At 41.8% G+C, this 18882-nt stretch carries 13 protein-coding genes; 11 read left to right on the top strand and 2 right to left on the bottom strand.

Annotated elements, in window-relative coordinates:
- Positions 1-547: 547 nt before the first annotated feature.
- Entirely contained in the window at positions 548-1537 is a 990-nt protein-coding gene (locus CXF88_RS07230) for a 2-hydroxyacid dehydrogenase (RefSeq protein WP_101086218.1), read from the top strand.
- Between the two features lie 100 nt (positions 1538-1637).
- Positions 1638-2375, top strand: coding sequence for a dienelactone hydrolase family protein (locus CXF88_RS07225; protein ID WP_101086217.1), 738 nt, complete (start codon positions 1638-1640; stop codon positions 2373-2375).
- A 488-nt stretch (positions 2376-2863) separates the two neighbouring features.
- Here CXF88_RS07225 and CXF88_RS07220 read toward each other — a convergent pair whose 3' ends face one another.
- Positions 2864-3427 carry a mechanosensitive ion channel domain-containing protein gene (locus CXF88_RS07220; RefSeq protein WP_101086216.1) on the bottom strand — a complete coding sequence of 188 codons (564 nt, stop codon included), beginning with the start codon at positions 3425-3427 and terminating at the stop codon, positions 2864-2866.
- 150 nt (positions 3428-3577) lie between these two features.
- On the opposite strand from CXF88_RS07220, the gene CXF88_RS07215 reads away from it, so the two are divergent.
- The 9 genes from CXF88_RS07215 to CXF88_RS07175 all read left to right on the top strand — a co-directional run bounded on the left by CXF88_RS07215 (position 3578) and on the right by CXF88_RS07175 (position 17475).
- Entirely contained in the window at positions 3578-4321 is a 744-nt protein-coding gene (locus tag CXF88_RS07215; RefSeq protein WP_101086215.1) for a fused MFS/spermidine synthase, read from the top strand.
- 243 nt (positions 4322-4564) lie between these two features.
- The gene (ahpC, locus tag CXF88_RS07210; RefSeq protein ID WP_101086214.1) at positions 4565-5134 is read left to right on the top strand and encodes an alkyl hydroperoxide reductase subunit C; all 570 of its coding nucleotides are present in this window, start codon (positions 4565-4567) and stop codon (positions 5132-5134) included.
- 112 nt (positions 5135-5246) lie between these two features.
- Positions 5247-6812: an alkyl hydroperoxide reductase subunit F gene (gene ahpF / locus CXF88_RS07205; RefSeq protein ID WP_101086213.1), complete on the top strand. Its 1566-nt coding sequence runs from the start codon at positions 5247-5249 to the stop codon at positions 6810-6812.
- A gap of 475 nt (positions 6813-7287) precedes the next feature.
- Positions 7288-8889 (top strand): HAMP domain-containing methyl-accepting chemotaxis protein, encoded by a 1602-nt coding sequence (locus CXF88_RS07200; protein ID WP_242445111.1) that lies wholly within the window; start codon positions 7288-7290, stop codon positions 8887-8889.
- 349 nt (positions 8890-9238) lie between these two features.
- A complete protein-coding gene (locus CXF88_RS07195) occupies positions 9239-12958 on the top strand; it encodes an ATP-binding protein (RefSeq protein ID WP_101086211.1) in 3720 nt (1239 codons plus the stop codon).
- Positions 12958-13611 carry a hypothetical protein gene (locus CXF88_RS07190; RefSeq protein ID WP_011636014.1) on the top strand — a complete coding sequence of 218 codons (654 nt, stop codon included), beginning with the start codon at positions 12958-12960 and terminating at the stop codon, positions 13609-13611. The genes CXF88_RS07195 and CXF88_RS07190 overlap by 1 nt, the downstream gene beginning before the upstream one ends.
- Positions 13608-14828 (top strand): phosphoenolpyruvate carboxylase, encoded by a 1221-nt coding sequence (locus tag CXF88_RS07185; protein WP_101086210.1) that lies wholly within the window; start codon positions 13608-13610, stop codon positions 14826-14828. Before CXF88_RS07190 ends, CXF88_RS07185 begins: the two co-directional genes overlap by 4 nt.
- Entirely contained in the window at positions 14816-15808 is a 993-nt protein-coding gene (locus CXF88_RS07180; protein ID WP_101086209.1) for a hypothetical protein, read from the top strand. The genes CXF88_RS07185 and CXF88_RS07180 overlap by 13 nt, the downstream gene beginning before the upstream one ends.
- 407 nt (positions 15809-16215) lie before the next feature.
- A complete protein-coding gene (locus tag CXF88_RS07175; RefSeq protein ID WP_101086208.1) occupies positions 16216-17475 on the top strand; it encodes a dicarboxylate/amino acid:cation symporter in 1260 nt (419 codons plus the stop codon).
- A 190-nt stretch (positions 17476-17665) separates the two neighbouring features.
- Here the strand turns inward: CXF88_RS07175 and CXF88_RS07170 are convergent, their stop codons facing one another.
- Positions 17666-18877: a hypothetical protein gene (locus CXF88_RS07170; RefSeq protein ID WP_101086207.1), complete on the bottom strand. Its 1212-nt coding sequence runs from the start codon at positions 18875-18877 to the stop codon at positions 17666-17668.
- Between the last annotated feature and the right edge of the window lie 5 nt (positions 18878-18882).

Genomic DNA, 18882 nt, shown 5'->3' with positions numbered 1-18882 from the left:
CATTAGCAATTTTACCCCGTTAAAACAGTGATGGGTACAGCAGTTTTTTTTATTTTCAATGTGATTATTCAATTTAATAAATGAATGCCTTAAGTAGATGTTTTTTATCATGTGTTCTAGCTTACTAGGTATCCCTTAAGAGCGTCTCTACTCTAGATTATTTGAAGTAGAGTGAAATGAGAATATGTTGATGAACAAATGAAATCGACATTCGCTATGTTTAGTTTTCGGCTGTATCAAGGCGTCACGAATGTGGCTCCAGAGAACTTGGCTAAATCCGTGTTGATATGGGCAAGAAATGGATGAGGTTTATAACGCTAAAAGGATGTTTTTTGTGGGCGTTACAAGCAAACTATACTGCAGAGTGATTATTGTTGTCGTTGCTATTAACAAGGGAGAGTCTGGATCACAATTTCATCTTTATCCCGTGTGATATTGACGACAATAACTGTTAATTCACATACAATTAGCCTCTGTTTTGAGCGTGACTATTGCATTCAATAGTAGTAAACGATCGCGATAGCGCCATTAACGCATTTGGAGCCTTATGAGAATTGGATTTTTTAGCGCAAAGCCTTACGACATTCGCCATTTCAATAGTATTAACGAAACCTTTAAGGTTGATATTGAATTCTTTGATTACCGACTTTGCATGCAAAACGTAAAATTAGCAGAAGGCTATGAAGTCGTGTGCGCGTTCGTCAACGACTCTTTATGTGAAGAAGTGTTAGTTGAGTTGGAAAAAGGCGGTACAAAAATAATCGCCATGCGTTGTGCTGGCTTTAATAATGTCGATCTGATTGCTGCCGAGCGATTAGGGATGAGAGTCGTTAACGTACCAGCATATTCACCTGAGTCAGTCGCCGAGCATTCAGTGGCCTTAATGTTGACCTTAAATCGTAAAATTCATAAAGCTTATCAACGCACTCGTGATGCCAATTTTGCGTTATCGGGTTTAGTCGGATTTAACATGTTTGGCAAAACCGTTGGGGTGATTGGTACGGGTAAAATTGGTTTGGCCACCATTAAAATTTTATTAGGTTTTGGCTGTAAAGTGATCGCCCACGATCCTTATCCAAACCAAGCGGTAATTGATCTTGGCGTCGAATATGTCTCATTAGAAAGCCTGTATCCTCAATGCGATATCATTAGTTTGCATTGTCCGTTGACCAAAGATAACCATCATTTACTCAACAAGGTCAGTTTTAGCCAAATGAAGCAAGGTGTGATGGTGATTAACACCAGCCGCGGCGGACTATTAGACGCTTTTGATGCGATGGAAGCGTTAAAAGATGGCCAAATTGGCTCGTTAGGGCTTGATGTATATGAAAATGAAAAAGGATTATTTTTCGAAGATAAATCAAATGAGATTATTCAAGATGATATCTTCCGTCGTTTGTCTGCTTGTCATAATGTGATTTTTACCGGTCACCAAGCCTTTTTAACTGAAGAGGCATTAAATGCGATAGCCTCAACAACATTAACGAATGTGACTCAGTTGACCACAGGGCAAACCTGTAATAATGAGCTATTTTAATTCGTACGGGTTAACCGGAATATTTACGAGTACATAGACTATAATCACACTCTGCCCAGCTTGATAAATCTTAGGCGTAGTGCAAAATAAATGGAACATTATGATTACAACAACTGAAATTCACGACATTAAAACGGCTACGGGCTTAATGCGTACCACGCTTTATCGTCCAGACACTAAAGGCCAATTTGCGACCATTATTTTCTACTCAGAAATATTTCAGCAAACCGCGCCTATTGCTCGCTCAGCGGCAATCTTAGCCGGTCATGGTTTTGTTGTATTAGTACCAGAAGTGTTTCATGAGCTAAATCCTATCGGAACCGTGTTGGCTTATGATGAAGCCGGTAAAGATAAAGGTAATGCAGACAAGTGGGCCAAGCCTTTGGAACATCATGACAGTGACACTTGTGCGTTAGTTGACTTTGCACGGGCACAGTCATTTTGCAGTGATAAAGTCGGCGCTATGGGTGTTTGTATCGGTGGTCACTTAGCTTACCGCACCGCACTTAATCCAGACATCAGCGGTGCTTTTTGTTTATATCCAACCGACATTCATTCAAACACATTACCTTGCCAAGAAGGCAATGATTCATTAACCCGTACTGGTGATATAAAAGGCGAGTTAGTGATGGTGTTTGGTAAGCAAGATCCGCATGTCACTAAAGAAGGTCGTAAGCTTATTTATCAAAAGCTTGAACAGGTAAATGCAAACTTTACTTGGCTTGAAGTCAATGCACAACACGCTTTTATGCGTGATGAAGGCGAGCGTTACGATGCCGCTTTAGCATTGCAAATGTATTTACAAGCGGTGGCATTTTTTCATCGAGTATTAAACTAGTCTTATTGCATGTCTGCGTTGAGCTTAAGTACACATATACCCAAGCTACTCCAACATGCTCGCTTCAGAGCTCCCGTAGGATAACGGAACAAGGCAGTGATTGAACAGAATGGTGATGCTCTGTTTAAGATCACTATTTCTAGGTTCTAGGTTCTAGGTCGCTTCGCGGCTAGATCCTATAAAATCTATAGCAAGAGCCTAGATCGCTGCGCTGCTAGGACGCTTCGCGGCTAGATGCGATAAAATCTTATAGCAAGAGCCTAGATCGCTGCGCTGCTAGGACGCTTCGCGGCTAGATCCTATAAAATCTTAGCAGCGAAGCGGTCCCATCTCTGAGCGCAGCGTTCGCTTGTTATCTCTTGCTATCGTGTCTGAAACAGCCCGTAGGCGCGCTATTCCTAGACCCTTGAACTCTGTCACTTCTGGGCATGCACAATCTTGTATTTCGAGGTCGTTTGGGTATAAACCATCAAGTGGCTGCCTGGGGATTACTTTAACCACCGCGCTCGGTTTGCATTAATCTTCGCTTTAGTTTTGTTGCTTGTTGAAAGCGCGCTTGATGTTCGTGGTTCGGGTAATTTAATCACCGCTTTTTGTAGCATTAAGCTATTAGGGTAAGTCATTACATCGCCGATATCTCGTTTGATCAATACGTGAAACAAACTGATTTCAACAATAATGCCACTCATATCTTCTTCTTTATCAACAATTTTTATTCGATCGCCAATACGATACGGAAATGCAAAAAAGATTAATACACCAGCAGTGATGTTGCTCAATATCGACCATTGAGCAAATAGCGCCACGCCTAATACCGCAAAGGCTGAAGACACAAATAGCGACACCTCTTGATAGCCTAACCCTAATGACACCGCCATGACGGATATCGTCACAAAAAACAACAAATAAGAAATCAAACGGGTAATTAAACGGCTACGTACTTCACTGACTTGTTTCTTTTCAGCTTGCAAATGGATCCATTTATTAACCTGACGTTGGGCAAAAAAGAACACCGCCAAATAAATAAAGATCATCAATAAATGGTTAAACATGTCAATTCCCTATCTCGTAATGATAATAAAACATTGTGTTACATACGCTATTTGACGCGAACTTCGGCCAGCATTCTGGGGTATAATAGAGTTTTAAAGTAGAAAAATCTTGCTGTCATATATTAAGCAAGACTCCTCACTGAGTGAAGTATGTCCGATTATAAAGTATTGCACGTCGACGGTGATAGATTTGGTGATTTTTGTGTACTCGACGATGGCGATTATCGGGTTTTATCATTTGGTGATAATGATGAACAAAGTAAAATGGATAAGAGCCAACCACATGTACCGCAACATACCTATGTTCAAGCCATGTTGGCTGTGTTGTTATTTTCGCAACCGAAAAGTGTCATTATTTTAGGCTTAGGAGGCGGGGCATTAGTGCATTCTCTGAGGCATTTTGATGCGGCAATTAAGATTACCGCCGTTGAATTGCGCCAACAAGTTATTGAAGTCGCTAAGCGCTTTTTTCAATTACCCTTGAGTAAAAAGCTCACTGTATTACATCAAGATGCGTATGAGTTTTTAGCCCAAGCAGAGCACAAAAAAGTGGATGTCATTTTTGCCGATATCTACAGTGACAAAGGCGTAGATAAACAACAACTGTCTACTCAATTTATTGAACAAACAAAACAGCTGCTCAAAACCGATGGTTTTTTAGTGTTAAATTGCTGGAAAGAACACAGCCGTGATTTACAGTTACGTGACACACTTCATGCACATTTTAACCAAGTCTTTGCATGTTTAACTGGCGGCGGAAATTGGGTGGTGTTTGCCACTAATAAAGCGAATTGTTTTTCTGCTGCTAATAATAAGCAGGAGCTCCAAACGCTTTCACAAAAACTTGAAATTAATGTCAGTCGCGTACTGACAAGATTTGGTCCTTGGGAATAATTCCCGCCTGTAAGTATCATTAAGCGAATACCGACCTATGTCGGTATTTGTTTTTTTACGCTCTAGGATTTATCTAACCAGATAGTTCAATATGAAAAACCGATTAAGGTGATAGTTTTTATCCGTTATACTTAATTAGTGTCGATCGCTATTATGACTACATCAGATGACGAGCACAGTTTGTTTGCCATCACCGAAACCATATTGGTATCGGGTTTAATGTAAATCTAAATGGAGCATGACATGACACAATCTATCATCAATAGCACTATCAAACCTTTCAAAGCAACTGCATTCCACAATGGTGCTTTCGTTGAAGTTACCGAGCAAGATTTATTAGGCAAGTGGGCAGTAGTATTTTTCTACCCAGCTGACTTTACTTTTGTATGTCCAACTGAATTGGGCGACATGGCTGACCATTATGAAAAGTTACAAGCAATGGGCGTTGAAGTTTACTCAGTATCAACTGACACTCACTTTACCCACAAAGCTTGGCATTCAAGTTCAGACACAATCGGCAAAATTACTTACCCAATGATTGGTGACCCAACTGGTGTTATCACTCGCAACTTTGGTGTAATGATTGAAGAAGATGGTTTAGCACTTCGCGGTAGTTTCGTTATCAACCCTGAAGGCCAAGTTAAAGTCGCTGAAATTCATGACCTAGGTATTGGCCGTAGCGCTTCTGAACTAGTTCGTAAAATTCAAGCTGCACAATATGTTGCAACTCACGATGGCGAAGTATGTCCAGCTAAATGGCAGCCAGGTGAAGAAACATTGGCTCCTTCAATTGACCTAGTGGGTAAAATCTAACCACTAAGTTTACCCTTAGGTTAGTAATATCATCTCCAGCTAGTCGGTGTTCCCCCGGCACTGACTAGCACTTTTAAAATTATCGATTATTACCCATTTTTTAGGAGTTGTTATGTTAGATGCGAATGTAAAAAATCAACTGAAAACCTATCTGCAAAACCTCAAGCGCCCAGTTGAACTTGTCGTATCTGCAGATGACTCAAACAAAGGCAAAGAATTAACCAGCCTAGCCCAAGACATTATTGACTCATCAGACTTAGTTTCAGTCACGTATCAGCAAGGTCAGCGTACACCAAGTATGAGTGTGATTAACCCACAAGCTGCAACCAACATTACCTTTGCTGGATTGCCAATGGGTCATGAATTTACCTCACTGGTGTTAGCGCTATTACACAGCGGCGGACATCCGATTAAGTTGGATGCGGATATCATTGAACAAATCCGCCAATTGCCGGGTGAATTCCATTTTGAAACCTATATTTCGTTAAGTTGCCAAACCTGTCCTGAAGTGATCCAAGCACTGAATATGATGGCGGCAATTAACCCAAATATTACTAACGTGATGATTGACGGTGCGCTTTTCCAACAGGAAGTGAGCGATCGCAATATCATGTCAGTGCCATCAGTATTTTTAAACGGCGAAGCCTTCTCTGTAGGTGCTATTAGCGTTGTTGAAGTACTGAATAAGTTAGATAAAAATGCTGCAGGCAGACAAGCTGAGCAGTTAAACCAAAAATCAGTTTTTGATATGTTAGTGATTGGTGGCGGTCCAGCAGGTGCTGCAGCGGCAATTTATTCTGCTCGTAAAGGGTTAAACACCGGTATCGTAGCGGAGAAATTTGGCGGCCAAGTTGCCGAAACCGTAGGTATTGAGAACTTTATTTCAGTGTCTAAAACCGAAGGGCCTAAACTAGTTGCTAACCTTGAAGCCCACGTTAAGGATTATGACGTCGACATTATGCAAAACCAACGAGCGTTGAGTTTAGCTAAAAATGGCCTGCTTGATGTGACCTTAGAAAGTGGCGCAACCCTAAGCAGTAAAACGATAATTTTGGCAACTGGTGCACGTTGGAGAGAAATGAACGTTCCTGGTGAACAAGAGTACCGTAATAAAGGCGTAGCGTATTGCCCACACTGTGACGGCCCATTATTTAAAGGTAAGCGTGTTGCGGTTATTGGTGGCGGTAACTCTGGTATTGAAGCGGCTATCGACCTTGCTAACATCGTTGAACACGTCACCGTACTTGAGTTTGACAGTAAGTTACGTGCCGATGAAGTGCTACAGCGCAAAGCTAAATCAATGGGTAACATCACCATTATTACCCAAGCGATGACCACTGAAGTCAAAGGTGATGGTACCCGTGTAACCAGTTTGATCTACACTGATCGTGCGACTGGTGAAAGTAATACCGTTGTCTTAGCCGGTATCTTTGTTCAAATTGGTTTAGTTCCTAATACTGAATGGCTAAAAGGTGTGGTTGAGATGACCCCTCGCGGCGAAATTATAGTCGATGAGCGTGGCCAAACATCTATCCCTGGTGTATTCGCCGCAGGTGATGTAACCAATACCCCGTTTAAGCAAATCATTATTGCTATGGGCAGCGGCGCAACAGCATCACTGGGTGCATTTGATTATCTCATCAGACATTCAGAAGAAGAGGATGTAAAAGCTGCATAGCAGATTGTAAGATTTGTTATACGTGGTTTTATATCAACCACCGAATAAAAATAGCCTGCATTTTGCAGGCTATTTTTTTGTATTTTCATTTACAACCTTACATTGTATGGATTGGTTGTTTATCAATAACGGATAAAGAAATTGATATATTAGAAAATTTTCAAGTATATTGAACTTAGGTCGATAGCCTTTACGTACACCTTTACGTAAATATAAAAATAGATAGTCATTTACACATGAGCTTTATCTCGTTAGATAGTATTTTTATAACAATAAAATACTATCAGCTGTAGTGAATTGACTAAGGGTTGATGTTAAACGGTATCCGTCGCAACACAATAATAGCCTCAAGGATTGAGATTCGGTATCACGGTTCTCAATAGCAATATCTCTGTAGTTGTATTGATAAGCTCTACATTTGTTTTATCTTCATTTGATTATCGCTTGGGGGCGGAATATGAATTGGTTTAGTAACATGTCAATCTTCAAAAAGGTTGGATTGATTTTTGTTTTATCGGTTATTATTTTTGCCGTTAACCTTGGTATTAGCACCGTTGCGATTAATAAAAATCGCGACACCTTGTCTTTCATGGAAACCAAGGTGGCAAACCGGGTTGAACTTGCAAACCAAAACGTCATTTATGTACAACGCTTAGATGAGTTATATACCCAAGCGGTATCGTTTGCAGATGAAGATTTGCTCGAAAACGCCAATAAAACGTTTGTTTCACTTAACGAGAATTTAACCGACTTATCAACTACCGATCAGCAAGAGACTGCCGCTTTATCGCAATTATCTAACAGCCTCAATGAATACAATACCATGACACTGTCATTGGCAAGAGGCATGCTTGATGGCACGATCGATATGGCAGATGTGGGCCAAATCAGTCAGAAAAAAGCTAAGATTTTCGATAAACTGACCAACGGAATTACTGTTTATAAAGCCGACAAAGTGGATGAGTTTAGCTCTACCATTAAAGAGGCTGGCGACCGTTCAGAGCAAAGTTTATATCTTTCATTTAGCATCGGTATCGCATTATTGGTGTTTATGGCGCTTGCTACTATTTCGATTGCTCGTTCCATCAGTGGTTCTGCTGGTGATGTGGCAAGTTCATTGGGTGAGTTAGCAGATGGTAAAGGTAACTTGCGTCATCAATTGACGGTTGCAGGTACTGATGAACTAGGACAAGTATCAAGCAATTTTAACCGTTTTTTACGTTTATTGGCGGACTCTATACAACAAGTCGTCAGTGTTACCAGTCCATTATTAGACAGTGCGTCATCGTTAAAAGAACGTATGGCTGTTGCGACTAAGGCAACCAAGCAACAAAGCCACGATGCTAAAGCCGTGCATATGTCGATGGAAGAAATGCGCCACTCGGTGAATGACATTTCACACAGTGCCCAGCAAGCGGCAGAAGCGGCACAAGTTGCTGAGCGAGAAGCGACAGAGGGCTTAGCTGTAGTACAACGTACAGTGAGAATTTCTCAAGAACTCAACTCAGGTATTGAGTTGGCATCGAACTCAATTCATGAGTTAGCTAAAGACACCGAAAGTGTCGGCTCAATTTTGAACGTGATTACCTCTATTGCAGATCAAACAAACTTATTGGCGTTAAATGCGGCCATTGAAGCCGCTAGAGCGGGTGAGCATGGACGTGGTTTTGCTGTTGTTGCTGATGAAGTTCGCGCACTGGCGTCTAAAACGGCAGACGCGACTAAAGAAATCCGTGGCGTATTAGAAAAGCTTAAAATCGCAGCTGAATCATCGGTGAGCACCATGGATGTGGCGATTACTAAGTCATCAGAAAACGAGCGTTATGCTAAAGACACCGGTGAAGTCTTAAGCTCAATTCAATCTAAAATTGTCAGTATTAATAGTATGAATACTCATATTGCTTCAGCGACTGAACAACAATCTTTGGTAGCTGCACATGTGGCGAATAATGTGATTGAAATGAATGCATCGTTTGAACAAACACTGGGAATTCTTGCCGAAGTGCAGGGTATTTCAGAAGGGTTAGACGGTTTTGCTAATGAGCTTAACCACGCTACCTCACAGTTTAAATTGTAATATTGCTGACAATTCAGATCCAAATGTGAGTGGTACACGATAAAAAAACGCACAGAGAAATCTGTGCGTTTTTTATTTTATCCAGCACCAAAAAGCCTTCTGCTCCGCAGTGTTTATCCTCTCTGCCTGACGACATATGTTGCACATAAACAGTTTCTGGCTGTTTGCTGCATTGTTAGCCGCCATTTTTGAATTATTTAGCGTATTATAAAGCCAATTTTTGTGGGGGAAAATTGCCTCCAGCCTGCGTTTGTTTTACTTTATTTAAATTGAATAAATAGACGTTATTTTTTCATCCGTATTTTGCTTCTTTGTCACTGCAATGTGAGCTGTTTGGAAAAGGATTATCATGCCAAGCTTGATTAGAATCGTGTTAATTAATACCCACCTACCAGGTGTGGTCGAACTGTTATTAAAGGGTCACACTAATATTTGTGGTACCAATGCCTCTGGTAAAACAACCTTACAACGGTTAGTGCCGGTATTTTATGGCGAGTACCCTAGCCGTGTTGTTCCGTCAACGCGTGACAGTTTCGAACGTTGGTATTTACCCCATGACTCAAGCTACATTATCTATGAATATCAAAAAGATGATGGTTTACTTTATCAAGCGGTTTTAGCATCAGCGGGTGACGGTAAAGGGGTAAATTACCGCTTTATTGGCCGTGCTTTTGAGTTAGAGCATTATATTAAGTCGCGTAATGGCGACACCATCATTTGTCATTCAATGGCAGAGTTGGGCCGTGAAGTAAAACGTGATGGCGTAGCCCATACAAACTTGTTAAACACTCGCGAGTTTCGAGCGATCATCCAGAACGATCGTAGCTTATTAAATACCGGCAGTAACCGCAATGAGCTGCGGACTTACGCGCGTCAGTTCTCGTTGTGTGACGGCGAACATAGCTTGCGTCATATCGAAAAACTCGCTAAAGCCGTGCACTCGAAAGAGGGCAAAATGGAAACGGTTAAATCAATGATCGCAGCCATTTTAGAAGAAGATGGGGTAAACCCACCGACGTCTAGACTGAATCCACAACGAGTAGAAACGTGGATCCGTGAAAGTCAGCTGGTGCAAGGTTTTGAACAAATCCGCCCCGAATACGAAAAGCTCGAACAAGAATTTAATCAGCTATTAAGCGCAGAGTTACGCTTAGCCAGTTTATCGCGCGGTTATCGCGCTGACGAAACCTTAGAAGCTGATCGCCAAGATCGTAACCAAACTCATGGTAAAGAACTAAACCTCAAGTTGCGTTTATTAGATGATGAGTGGAAAGATGTTCGTGATGAGTTAAACCAGGAATTATCTGCCGCTAAAGGTGACGCTGGCAAATTTGAAGATGAACTCAATGCCATTGAAGACCAGCATGCTGCTTTTTTAGATGCAGACATTGAACAAGCCAAAGCTGATTTAGATAATTTGCCTAATTGGCGCAGTGATGTTGAAAACCTTAACGAGCGTCATAAATTACAAACCGAAAAACACCAAGATATTGAAGCCGCCTTTAATGCCCGCCGTAGCAAAATTGCTGAGCAATTACATCGCGAACTTGAAACGCTACATCTTGAGCAAGACACCCAACGTGAAGCGCGTGATAAGCAACGTGAGCTTGCCAATGACGATCTTGCTAAACTAGAGCTGCAATGGCGTGAACAAACGGATACAGGTAAAGCCAAATTTAGCGAGCAAGAATACCAACTTAAATTAACCGCTGCCGAGCTTAAGCATCAAGTTGATGGTGTGACTTACACCGAAGATGAAAAAATGCGTTTAGCGATTTTCGATGAACGCATAAGCCTAGCTGATGAAGAGCAAGAAACCTGTAATCAAAAGGTCGATCGTTTAACCACAGAAGAGCGTAAACAACGGGCCAAGCGCGACCAAGCTAACGAAGCGCTGCGTATATCCAGTATTCGCGTTAGTGACCGAGAAAATGCCAAAGAAGAACTGCACCATATGTTGTTCCCACAGTCGCATACCTTGTTGGAGTTTTTGCGTAAAGAAGCCCACGGTTGGGAGCACACCTTTGGTAAAGTTATCGCGCCAGAGTTGTTGCATCGCAGCGATCTACACCCAAGCCTAACCAAAGACAGCAGTGAAGCATTATTTGGGGTTAACCTCGATCTTAAAGCCATTGATGTACCGGAGTATGCCGCTACAGAGCAAGATTTACGTATTCGTTTAGCCAAAGCAGAAGAAGCACTAAAAAGTGCGCAAGAAATGCATGCCGAAGCGGAAGATCAACTGGTTGCTATGAATACGGCGCTCGATAGCATCACCCGCGAACTGACCTTTGCCCGTACAGCGTACAAAAATAGCCGTGAAGATTTACGCCGCCTATTTGATGAAAAGCGTAACGAACAACAAAAAATCAATCAAGCTGTGGCAGATCGTAAAGCCGATTCGAGCAAGCGATTAGTACAACTTGATAATGAACTTAAGCTGCTTAGCAATCAGCACCTTGGTTGGTTAAGCGAGCAAAAAGAGCAGGCGCTTGAAGCGCGCATGGAAAAAAATGCCTATTGGCAAGAAGTGGTCGGCGCCATTGATAATCAATTAGGCCAGATTAAAGCCAATATCGAACAACGCCGTGCAAATGCAAAAACCGAGCAAAAAGCAGGTGAAACCTGGTACAAAAATGAGCTTCAGTCGCGTGGTGTTGATGAAGGCACCATTTTGGCGCTTAAAAAACAGATCCGCGATCTTGAAGCCTGCATAAGTAATGCAGAACAACGGCGCAGTGAAGTGCTGCGTTTTGATGATTGGTATCAACATACCTGGCTTGTTCGAAAGCCTAAAGTGCAAACTCAATTAACTGATGTTAAGCGCGCTACGCTGGAGTTGGAGCAACTGCTAAAAGCGAAAACGGCAGAAATAAAACACCGAAGAGACAGTTTAGAAACCGAACGTAAAGCCTGTGATGCCGCCCAAGTAGAGGCGTCTGAAAACCTCACTAAGCTGCGCGCCGTGATGCGCAAGTTAGCTGAGCTCAAATTGCCAGCTAATAACGATGAAGCGATGGGCAGCATTGGCGAGCGTTTGCGCCAAGGCGAAGATTTATTGCTAAAGCGTGACTACTTAATGGGTTCTGTTAAACAATATGTTGAACACTTTGACTCGGTCATTGCCAGTAAATCAGGTTCAAGTTTGGCCGAATTTTGGGAGCGGGCCCGTGATGAGTCTAGCTTTGTTAACGACAAAGGTATTCGTCTACTCGACTATCGCAAGTTAGTCCCACAGCTTGAGCAGTTATTGAATGTGATGGTGCCGCAATCGTTAATGGCAATTCGCGAACAAGGGCGTATTTTTGGTATTGATTTAACGGCGTTTTATGACGTGTTAACCGATATTGACCGCCGTATTGCCAGCCAAAGCGCGCGTATTACCCGTGAAGTGGGTGAAGAATTATTCCTCGAAGGAGTATCAGAATCGGCTGTGCGAATTCGCTCTCGCATCAGCGAACTGGAGTTTTGGCCTGAACTTGAAGTGTTTGTTAAGGCCTTTAAAGCGTGGAAAGCAGATGGTTTCAGCCAACTACCGGACGAGCATTACACTAACTCAATGCGCCGTGCATTAGACATTATTGGCCGTGCAGCATTAACCGGCGGTATTGCGAAACTGTTAGAAATCGAACTGCGTTTAAAAGAAGGTAACAGCGACTTAATTATTCGTACCGACCGTCAGTTAAACGAGTCTTCAAGTCATGGTATGGCTTACCTTATTTTATGTAAGTTTTTATTGGCCTTCACCCGTTTATTGCGCGGTAAAGCCAATGTCACTATCCATTGGCCAATTGATGAGTTAGGTACGCTACATCACACTAACGTGAAGAAAATCTTCGATGCCTGTGAGAACAACAATATCAGTGTATTAGGGGCTTTCCCAAATCCTGAATCTGAAGTGCTAAGTCTATTTGCTAACCGTTACATCATTAATAAGCAAACTAAAAAGCTGCAGGTCGTTAAACCTAAAGCCAACCCGTTAGCGGCCCGTTTATCGCAACGTAACACTAAAACCGAAATGCCTACGGCGGAAATGACTCGCGCTGAAACTGCTAAGGAGCACATCTAATGTCTGAATCGACTGAAACTACCTTAGTAGGTACTGGCGCATTAATAGAGCAATTGTTGCGTGGTGAGTTTATTTGCCGAGTGACCAATGAAGACGGTTGGCGGGCATTAAAAAACAACAGCACTCGCGACAGAGTTGAAACCTACCTTAACCAAATTAATCGCACCATTGCCAGTGCTGGTGAGGGTGAAGTCTTTTTTTGCGGTTATTTGCAGCTCGGCGAGGTTGAGCGCAAAGTTATTTCATCGCAATTTAAAGATATTTGCTCAGGCCTTATTCCATTAGTGGAATGGCTAGTATTAGTGCAAGAAGCCAGTGGTCAAGATGCTCCGCTGAGCGAAGGCGCGCCGATCCGCTTAACCGATTTACAAGCGCGTATTGAAGACACGCCAGCCTTTAGAGAGCAACTCACTAAGTTGAGCCATTACCGATTATTCGGTTCAAGCAGTACTAACGTTGACGGCCAAATTAAGTTGGTGTTTAAGCGCTTAGTGGAACTGGGTTATTTAACCAAACCCAATAGTGAAAAACAGATTTATATTGCCACGGGTAAGTTAGATTATTTATACGAAGTGATCCGCTTTATTGATGAGACCGAAGGCTTAAGCCTTGAGGCACAGGCAGAAACAGCGACTCAAAGGGACTTGATATGAGCAGTAACTTACACCAAGCTGGGGTAAAGCTGCTCAAGCAACTTGGGCGCCATGCCGATGTTGTCATGGATGCATATTTGGCTGGGTCGATTAACGATACAGCCCATGATGCTGGTGTTATCGAAAAACTGAAAAAAAGTGGCATTTTATGGCGACCAGAACCGGATCAAGAACTGCGCTTAAAGCGTTCGGTGCGGGCATTATTGGAAGAAGCATTAAGCGACGAACGTAATCGACAGATTGATGCCAACGTCGGCTCAGCGCTAGCGACAATAAAAACCTTAGCCGACCATTATAAAGAGGCGCGCCGTGATGTGGATTTTAGTGCTGCAGAAGCCTATTTAGCCGATTTAAATGAGCATGTTTACAGTTTTACCGACAGTTTACGTTATTCAATTCGGGTGTTATGGAGCCGAATTAACAACGAATTTGGTTATGTTGGGACTATAAGAGCCAAAATTCGCGAAAACGAATTAGCCCAAAGCCAGGTGTCAGAGCTGCTAAACGGCTTAGAAATGTTTCAATTTAGCGAGTTAGGTGAAATTGCTGGCGATATTCGTGAATTGCGCCGTTTATTGATGACCAGTTTGCAAGAAACCTTAAGTCAATGTACCCAAGAGTTGAGTATTGTCCAAGCGAGATTGTATGAGTTACTTGGGAGATTTAGGCAAATACAAGGGCGCACCCGATTACTAAAAGGTTGGTTACTGCACACCAACATGCATCCTGATTACCAACCTGAAAACCATGTAGTGCATAAAGCGGTGCCGGTATTATTTAATTGTGCTGAAGCGCTGATAGCCCCTGCAAGTGTAGATGTGTCTAACCCTCATCACGAACTAGAGTTGATGGGGTTAGTGGCACAAGTTAAAGCCATTAGTCGCGACTCGTTACCTGCGGTACTGCGTGAGCACAACGTGACCTTTGAAATGGGCGACAGTGAGGATTTTGATATCCCTGAAAATCCCCTTAAAATAGCCGTGGATGAATATTTTTGTGAAGTGATTGATTCTGGTTTACGTCAATCGGCATTAAGTTATTTGCAAGAGAAGCAATTAACATGGGATGCCGAAAGTTGGCTTTATCAAGTCATTGGCGGTTATGAAGGTTTAGCCGATGAGCATAAAAATTACTTTGAGCTTGAACCGATAGGTAAACCTGATCCGGTTTATAGCGGTAACTTTATCATTAACGATGTTGAGTTATGGCTAGCCTAAGCAAAAGACAGTTACAGCTAATGGAACACGCGGCAAAGCAGCGCTTGCCGCGGGTGAAGTTCACTGCCGATTGGAAAAAATTGTATCAATTGTGGCAAATAGGTGAGACCGATGGAACTGACAAATACCTGTATTTGACTGCAAACGATTATGTTTTACTGCGTAACATGGCCCAAATTGATTCGGGCTTAGATATTCTGGCCCTTGATTTTGATGTGCCCCGCCAACAGATGTCACAACTTAGCGCTAATGAAAAATACGCTAACATCAGCCCTGAAGCTGACTATGTATTAATTAAGCTAGCGCCTAGTTTATCTCAAAGCCTAGAGACTGATTTAGCGTCAGGTTCAGTTGCCGATTTATTATCTGTACATAATTGTTCACTGCGGTTAAAGGTCGATAGTGCAATCGCGCTTTGTCAGCGACTCAATCTAACGAACCTCATCGTGGTCGAAAATCTCGACAGTTTTGATCACTTTTTTGCCAACTTATTTACCTCAGATTTACAGGCCATCATTAATAACTGTATGGTGTTATACCGTGGTAGTCATGACTATTCGCCAGCAGGTCGAAAGCGTTTTTTACACTTACTTGAATCACTCAATATCAATGTCATTGGCTTTACTGACCTTGATCCTGCCGGGTTAATGATTGCTAATAGCCTTGAGTCTTGCTGCAGCATAATAGTGCCGCAACTTGCACTAGCGTCGCCTGATAAGTTATTAGCGTTAGCCCAGACAAATTCCACGGATGATTTTCATAAACAACACAAGCAATGGGCTTACCTTAATAACTTGCATCGAGATGCACATTCTGGCGATAAATCAGATTCTCAATTTTCCGCTTCATCAGTAATATATAATCCACAATGGTTAGCGTTAGTGCAATGGCTCGGACAACATTGCGTGAGCATTAAACAGCAGCACATGTTAGCCAAATCGATGTCACTGACGTTACTTAATATCCACTGTTCAGAATAAAACCACTCTTCATAATAAAACCACTGTGCAGAATAAAAAAATACTACGCCGATTTATTAAACCGAGTTGAGCTCACTCAACCGCCAAGTAAAACCTTCAAATTGATTGTTACTCTCGCTGTCTGCTTGATTTTTATAGCTATACGCACAGATTTTAGCCGTTTTCGTCCTAAATCTATTACTGGTTATACCATCGTTAGTGATTAACTAAGTCTATAATCTATTGTTATTTTTAGCTTTTATATTGCATGCTTGTTAAGCGACGATTAAGTCATCACTTTTGTTCATAAGGTGATTGAAATATATTGCGCTATGTCTCAGTATTTCAGCGCTCGAAAAGAATAAGCACCAGGATTGGTATAACAATAATTAGCAACAGAAGTTGCCATTTCGAAGGGAAATTTATAGATGACAAAATCACTTTCAGCACGGATCTTTATCGGTCTATTTTTTGGGGTTCTGCTTGGTAGCATGGTGCAGTTTTTACTGGCCGATAATGCTTTTTTTGGTGGCACGTTAGTTAGCCTAGCAAGTGGTATTGGCACCATGTTCGTCAATATGATTATGATGCTAGTAGTTCCACTGGTGTTTGTGAGTATTGTGTGTGGTGTGTGTGAGTTACAAGATTTAAAAAGCTTTGGTCGTTTAGGGGGGAAAACCTTTGGGTTTTATATCATTAATACCATGGTCGCGATTTTAGCTGCTTTTACCGTCGCAATGATATTTGAGCCCGGTAAAGGCGTGGATATGTCGAGCAACGGTTCACTGGATATTACCGCGACAGAACTGCCTGATTTAATGTCGTTAATTGTGAGTATCGTACCAAACAATCCGTTTTCAGCTTTTACCTCTGGCAATATGTTGCAAGTGATTTTTATGGCGCTATTAATGGGCGGTGTCATTAAATCAATGGGGCAATCGGTTGAGGGAGCAGTTAAAGGATTTCAAACCGCCAATAAAATAATGATGCGCTTAATTTCAGTAGTAATGAGTTTAGCGCCATACGGTGTATTCGCCTTAATGTTTAAATTAGGCGCAACCTTAGAACCTGAAATTTTTGTCAGTGTTGTTGAATATTTAGTGCTTATTTTGGCTCTGTTATTGATTTGGATTTTTATCGTATATCCATATTCGGTCAGCCTGTTCACTCCTATTTCAGCGAAGACTTTCAGAGAAAAAACTCAAGAACAAATTCTCTTTTCATTGTCTACAGCTAGCTCAAACGCCACTATTCCGGTAACCATGCGTACCCTTACTGACAAACTAGGTGTGAGCAAAGCGGTGGCTGGTTTTGGTGTGCCACTGGGTGCAACCATGAACATGGGTGGGGTGTCGATTTATATTACCATTGCAATCTTCTTTGTCGCGAATGCCTTTGGTATGCCAATCAGTAATGATCAAATTCCATCGTTATTGTTTAGCGTATTTTTACTGTCGGTGGGTGCTGGTGGTGTTCCTGGTGGTGGAATGGTGATGATTGGGGTATTGATTTACCAATTAGGCTTACCAGCAGAAGCATTTGTAATTGTTGCTGCATTAGACCGTATTATTGATATGGTGTTAACCTCATGTAATGTGGTCGGTGATACTGCGGTATTAACCATTGTTGATCAAACTGAACAAGCGCATCAGCTTGAGGCTGCAAAAACTACCGCTGAGGAAGTATAAGATCCGTTTAGCAGTATGAATAAAATGGCCTGCATAGCAGGCCATTTTTATGTCTAAGGTGTTTTTTTTAAGGCCTCATGTCTAAGATCTTATGTCTAAGATCTTATGTTTAAGGTCTAAGGCCTTATGTTTAAGGTCATATGCTTAAGGCTTTAAATTGACGAACCTGTTGTGTCGAATATAGTAGATGCTATCTATGCTGCATTTTATTTTCTATCTTAGTCATCAGCTTGAATGTCATTTTTTCTAAATCATCTAAACCGCGATGAGCGACCTGTTCATAAGAGCGATTAATATAGCGATAAGCTTGTGGGTAGTTAAACTCAATCACCTCAAGTTCAGCCAATTCATTCAACGCCTGTGTTTGCCCGATGGGATAGTTCATCATTTGATGATATTCAATGGCTTTTTTAAACTGCTCTCTGGCTTCATCATTGCGACTTATGCGCTGGTTTATCATGCCAGCAAGCTGTGAAATATAACCTAATGTTAGCCAGTCTTTCACTTTAGCAGCATTGGTTTTGGCAATAGTAAGTACACCTAATGCTTGTTCTATCCTGTCGGTTTCGGTATAGCTTTGCGCTAATAACAATCTTAATCTGGCTAGCTCTCGCTCATCTTGCTGATGTGTAGCTAGATCGATTGCTGCTATCAATGTGGTATTAAGCTGTTGATATTGATGTTGCTGCAATTGGATGTTAGCTAGCAGACGCATGGCAACTAAGTTATCGGGTGTGGATTTTATGAGCTTGGATAAGTGCTGCTCAGCAGCTTTAATGTCGCCAAGTTGTAGTTGTGTCATTGCATTGAACAACAGGGGGGAACTAAGACGTGAATGGTATTGAGTTTCTGTCTTGTTATCTTTTTGATTCTGTTGTAAATTATTTTGTAAACTGTGTTGTGGATTGAGCCGCTGAGTAATCATCTGTGCTGCAGCTGATAATACTTGCTCGATGCTTGAAGCGTTAACGACTCCTGCTTCTGTATGATGCTGCTGATGTAATGTAAACGCTAATTGATATTGATTATTGGCGCCGGTAATGTTGGATTCAATCACCAGTCCCGCACCGGAGATGGCCATTAATTGCTTAATATCGGCAGCTTGGCTCAAGTGGTCATTAGAGATAAGCGAGATGATATTTATAATATCTTCGGTTTGCAGTAATGGGTAACTAACACCGACATTTAGCTGATGGATAAGCACATCCATTGCGGCATAGCGATTCCATTGCGAGTCTGTGTTGTCTGTCGCGAGTTGCACCGGAAGCACTAAAATAGTGCCAATTTCTATTGCAGGGGCTTTAGTGGACATCAGATAAGCATAAGTACTCATGCTAATAAGCAGTAAGAGTAAAATAGCCGCAATATATATTTTTTTATTCGATGGTTTGGCGGGCGGCATCGTTA

Origin of the sequence: Shewanella sp. ALD9 (assembly GCF_002836315.1) — a bacterium.
In the GTDB taxonomy this organism is placed as follows: Bacteria; Pseudomonadota; Gammaproteobacteria; order Enterobacterales; family Shewanellaceae; genus Shewanella.
The sequence above is the reverse complement of the archived record's forward strand: the minus strand, read 5'-3'. Positions and strand labels throughout refer to the sequence as shown.

What these genes read in the sequence shown, in the direction of transcription:
- ahpC (WP_101086214.1), top strand. Translation starts at nt 4,565, where the DNA reads ATGACACAATCTATCATCAATAGCACTATCAAACCTTTCAAAGCAACT.
- ahpF (WP_101086213.1), top strand. Translation starts at nt 5,247, where the DNA reads ATGTTAGATGCGAATGTAAAAAATCAACTGAAAACCTATCTGCAAAAC.
- CXF88_RS07190 (WP_011636014.1), top strand. Translation starts at nt 12,958, where the DNA reads ATGTCTGAATCGACTGAAACTACCTTAGTAGGTACTGGCGCATTAATA.
- CXF88_RS07195 (WP_101086211.1), top strand. Translation starts at nt 9,239, where the DNA reads ATGCCAAGCTTGATTAGAATCGTGTTAATTAATACCCACCTACCAGGT.
- CXF88_RS07180 (WP_101086209.1), top strand. Translation starts at nt 14,816, where the DNA reads ATGGCTAGCCTAAGCAAAAGACAGTTACAGCTAATGGAACACGCGGCA.
- CXF88_RS07175 (WP_101086208.1), top strand. Translation starts at nt 16,216, where the DNA reads ATGACAAAATCACTTTCAGCACGGATCTTTATCGGTCTATTTTTTGGG.
- CXF88_RS07230 (WP_101086218.1), top strand. Translation starts at nt 548, where the DNA reads ATGAGAATTGGATTTTTTAGCGCAAAGCCTTACGACATTCGCCATTTC.
- CXF88_RS07200 (WP_242445111.1), top strand. Translation starts at nt 7,288, where the DNA reads ATGTCAATCTTCAAAAAGGTTGGATTGATTTTTGTTTTATCGGTTATT.
- CXF88_RS07215 (WP_101086215.1), top strand. Translation starts at nt 3,578, where the DNA reads ATGTCCGATTATAAAGTATTGCACGTCGACGGTGATAGATTTGGTGAT.
- CXF88_RS07220 (WP_101086216.1), bottom strand. Translation starts at nt 3,427, where the DNA reads ATGTTTAACCATTTATTGATGATCTTTATTTATTTGGCGGTGTTCTTT.
- CXF88_RS07185 (WP_101086210.1), top strand. Translation starts at nt 13,608, where the DNA reads ATGAGCAGTAACTTACACCAAGCTGGGGTAAAGCTGCTCAAGCAACTT.
- CXF88_RS07225 (WP_101086217.1), top strand. Translation starts at nt 1,638, where the DNA reads ATGATTACAACAACTGAAATTCACGACATTAAAACGGCTACGGGCTTA.
- CXF88_RS07170 (WP_101086207.1), bottom strand. Translation starts at nt 18,877, where the DNA reads ATGCCGCCCGCCAAACCATCGAATAAAAAAATATATATTGCGGCTATT.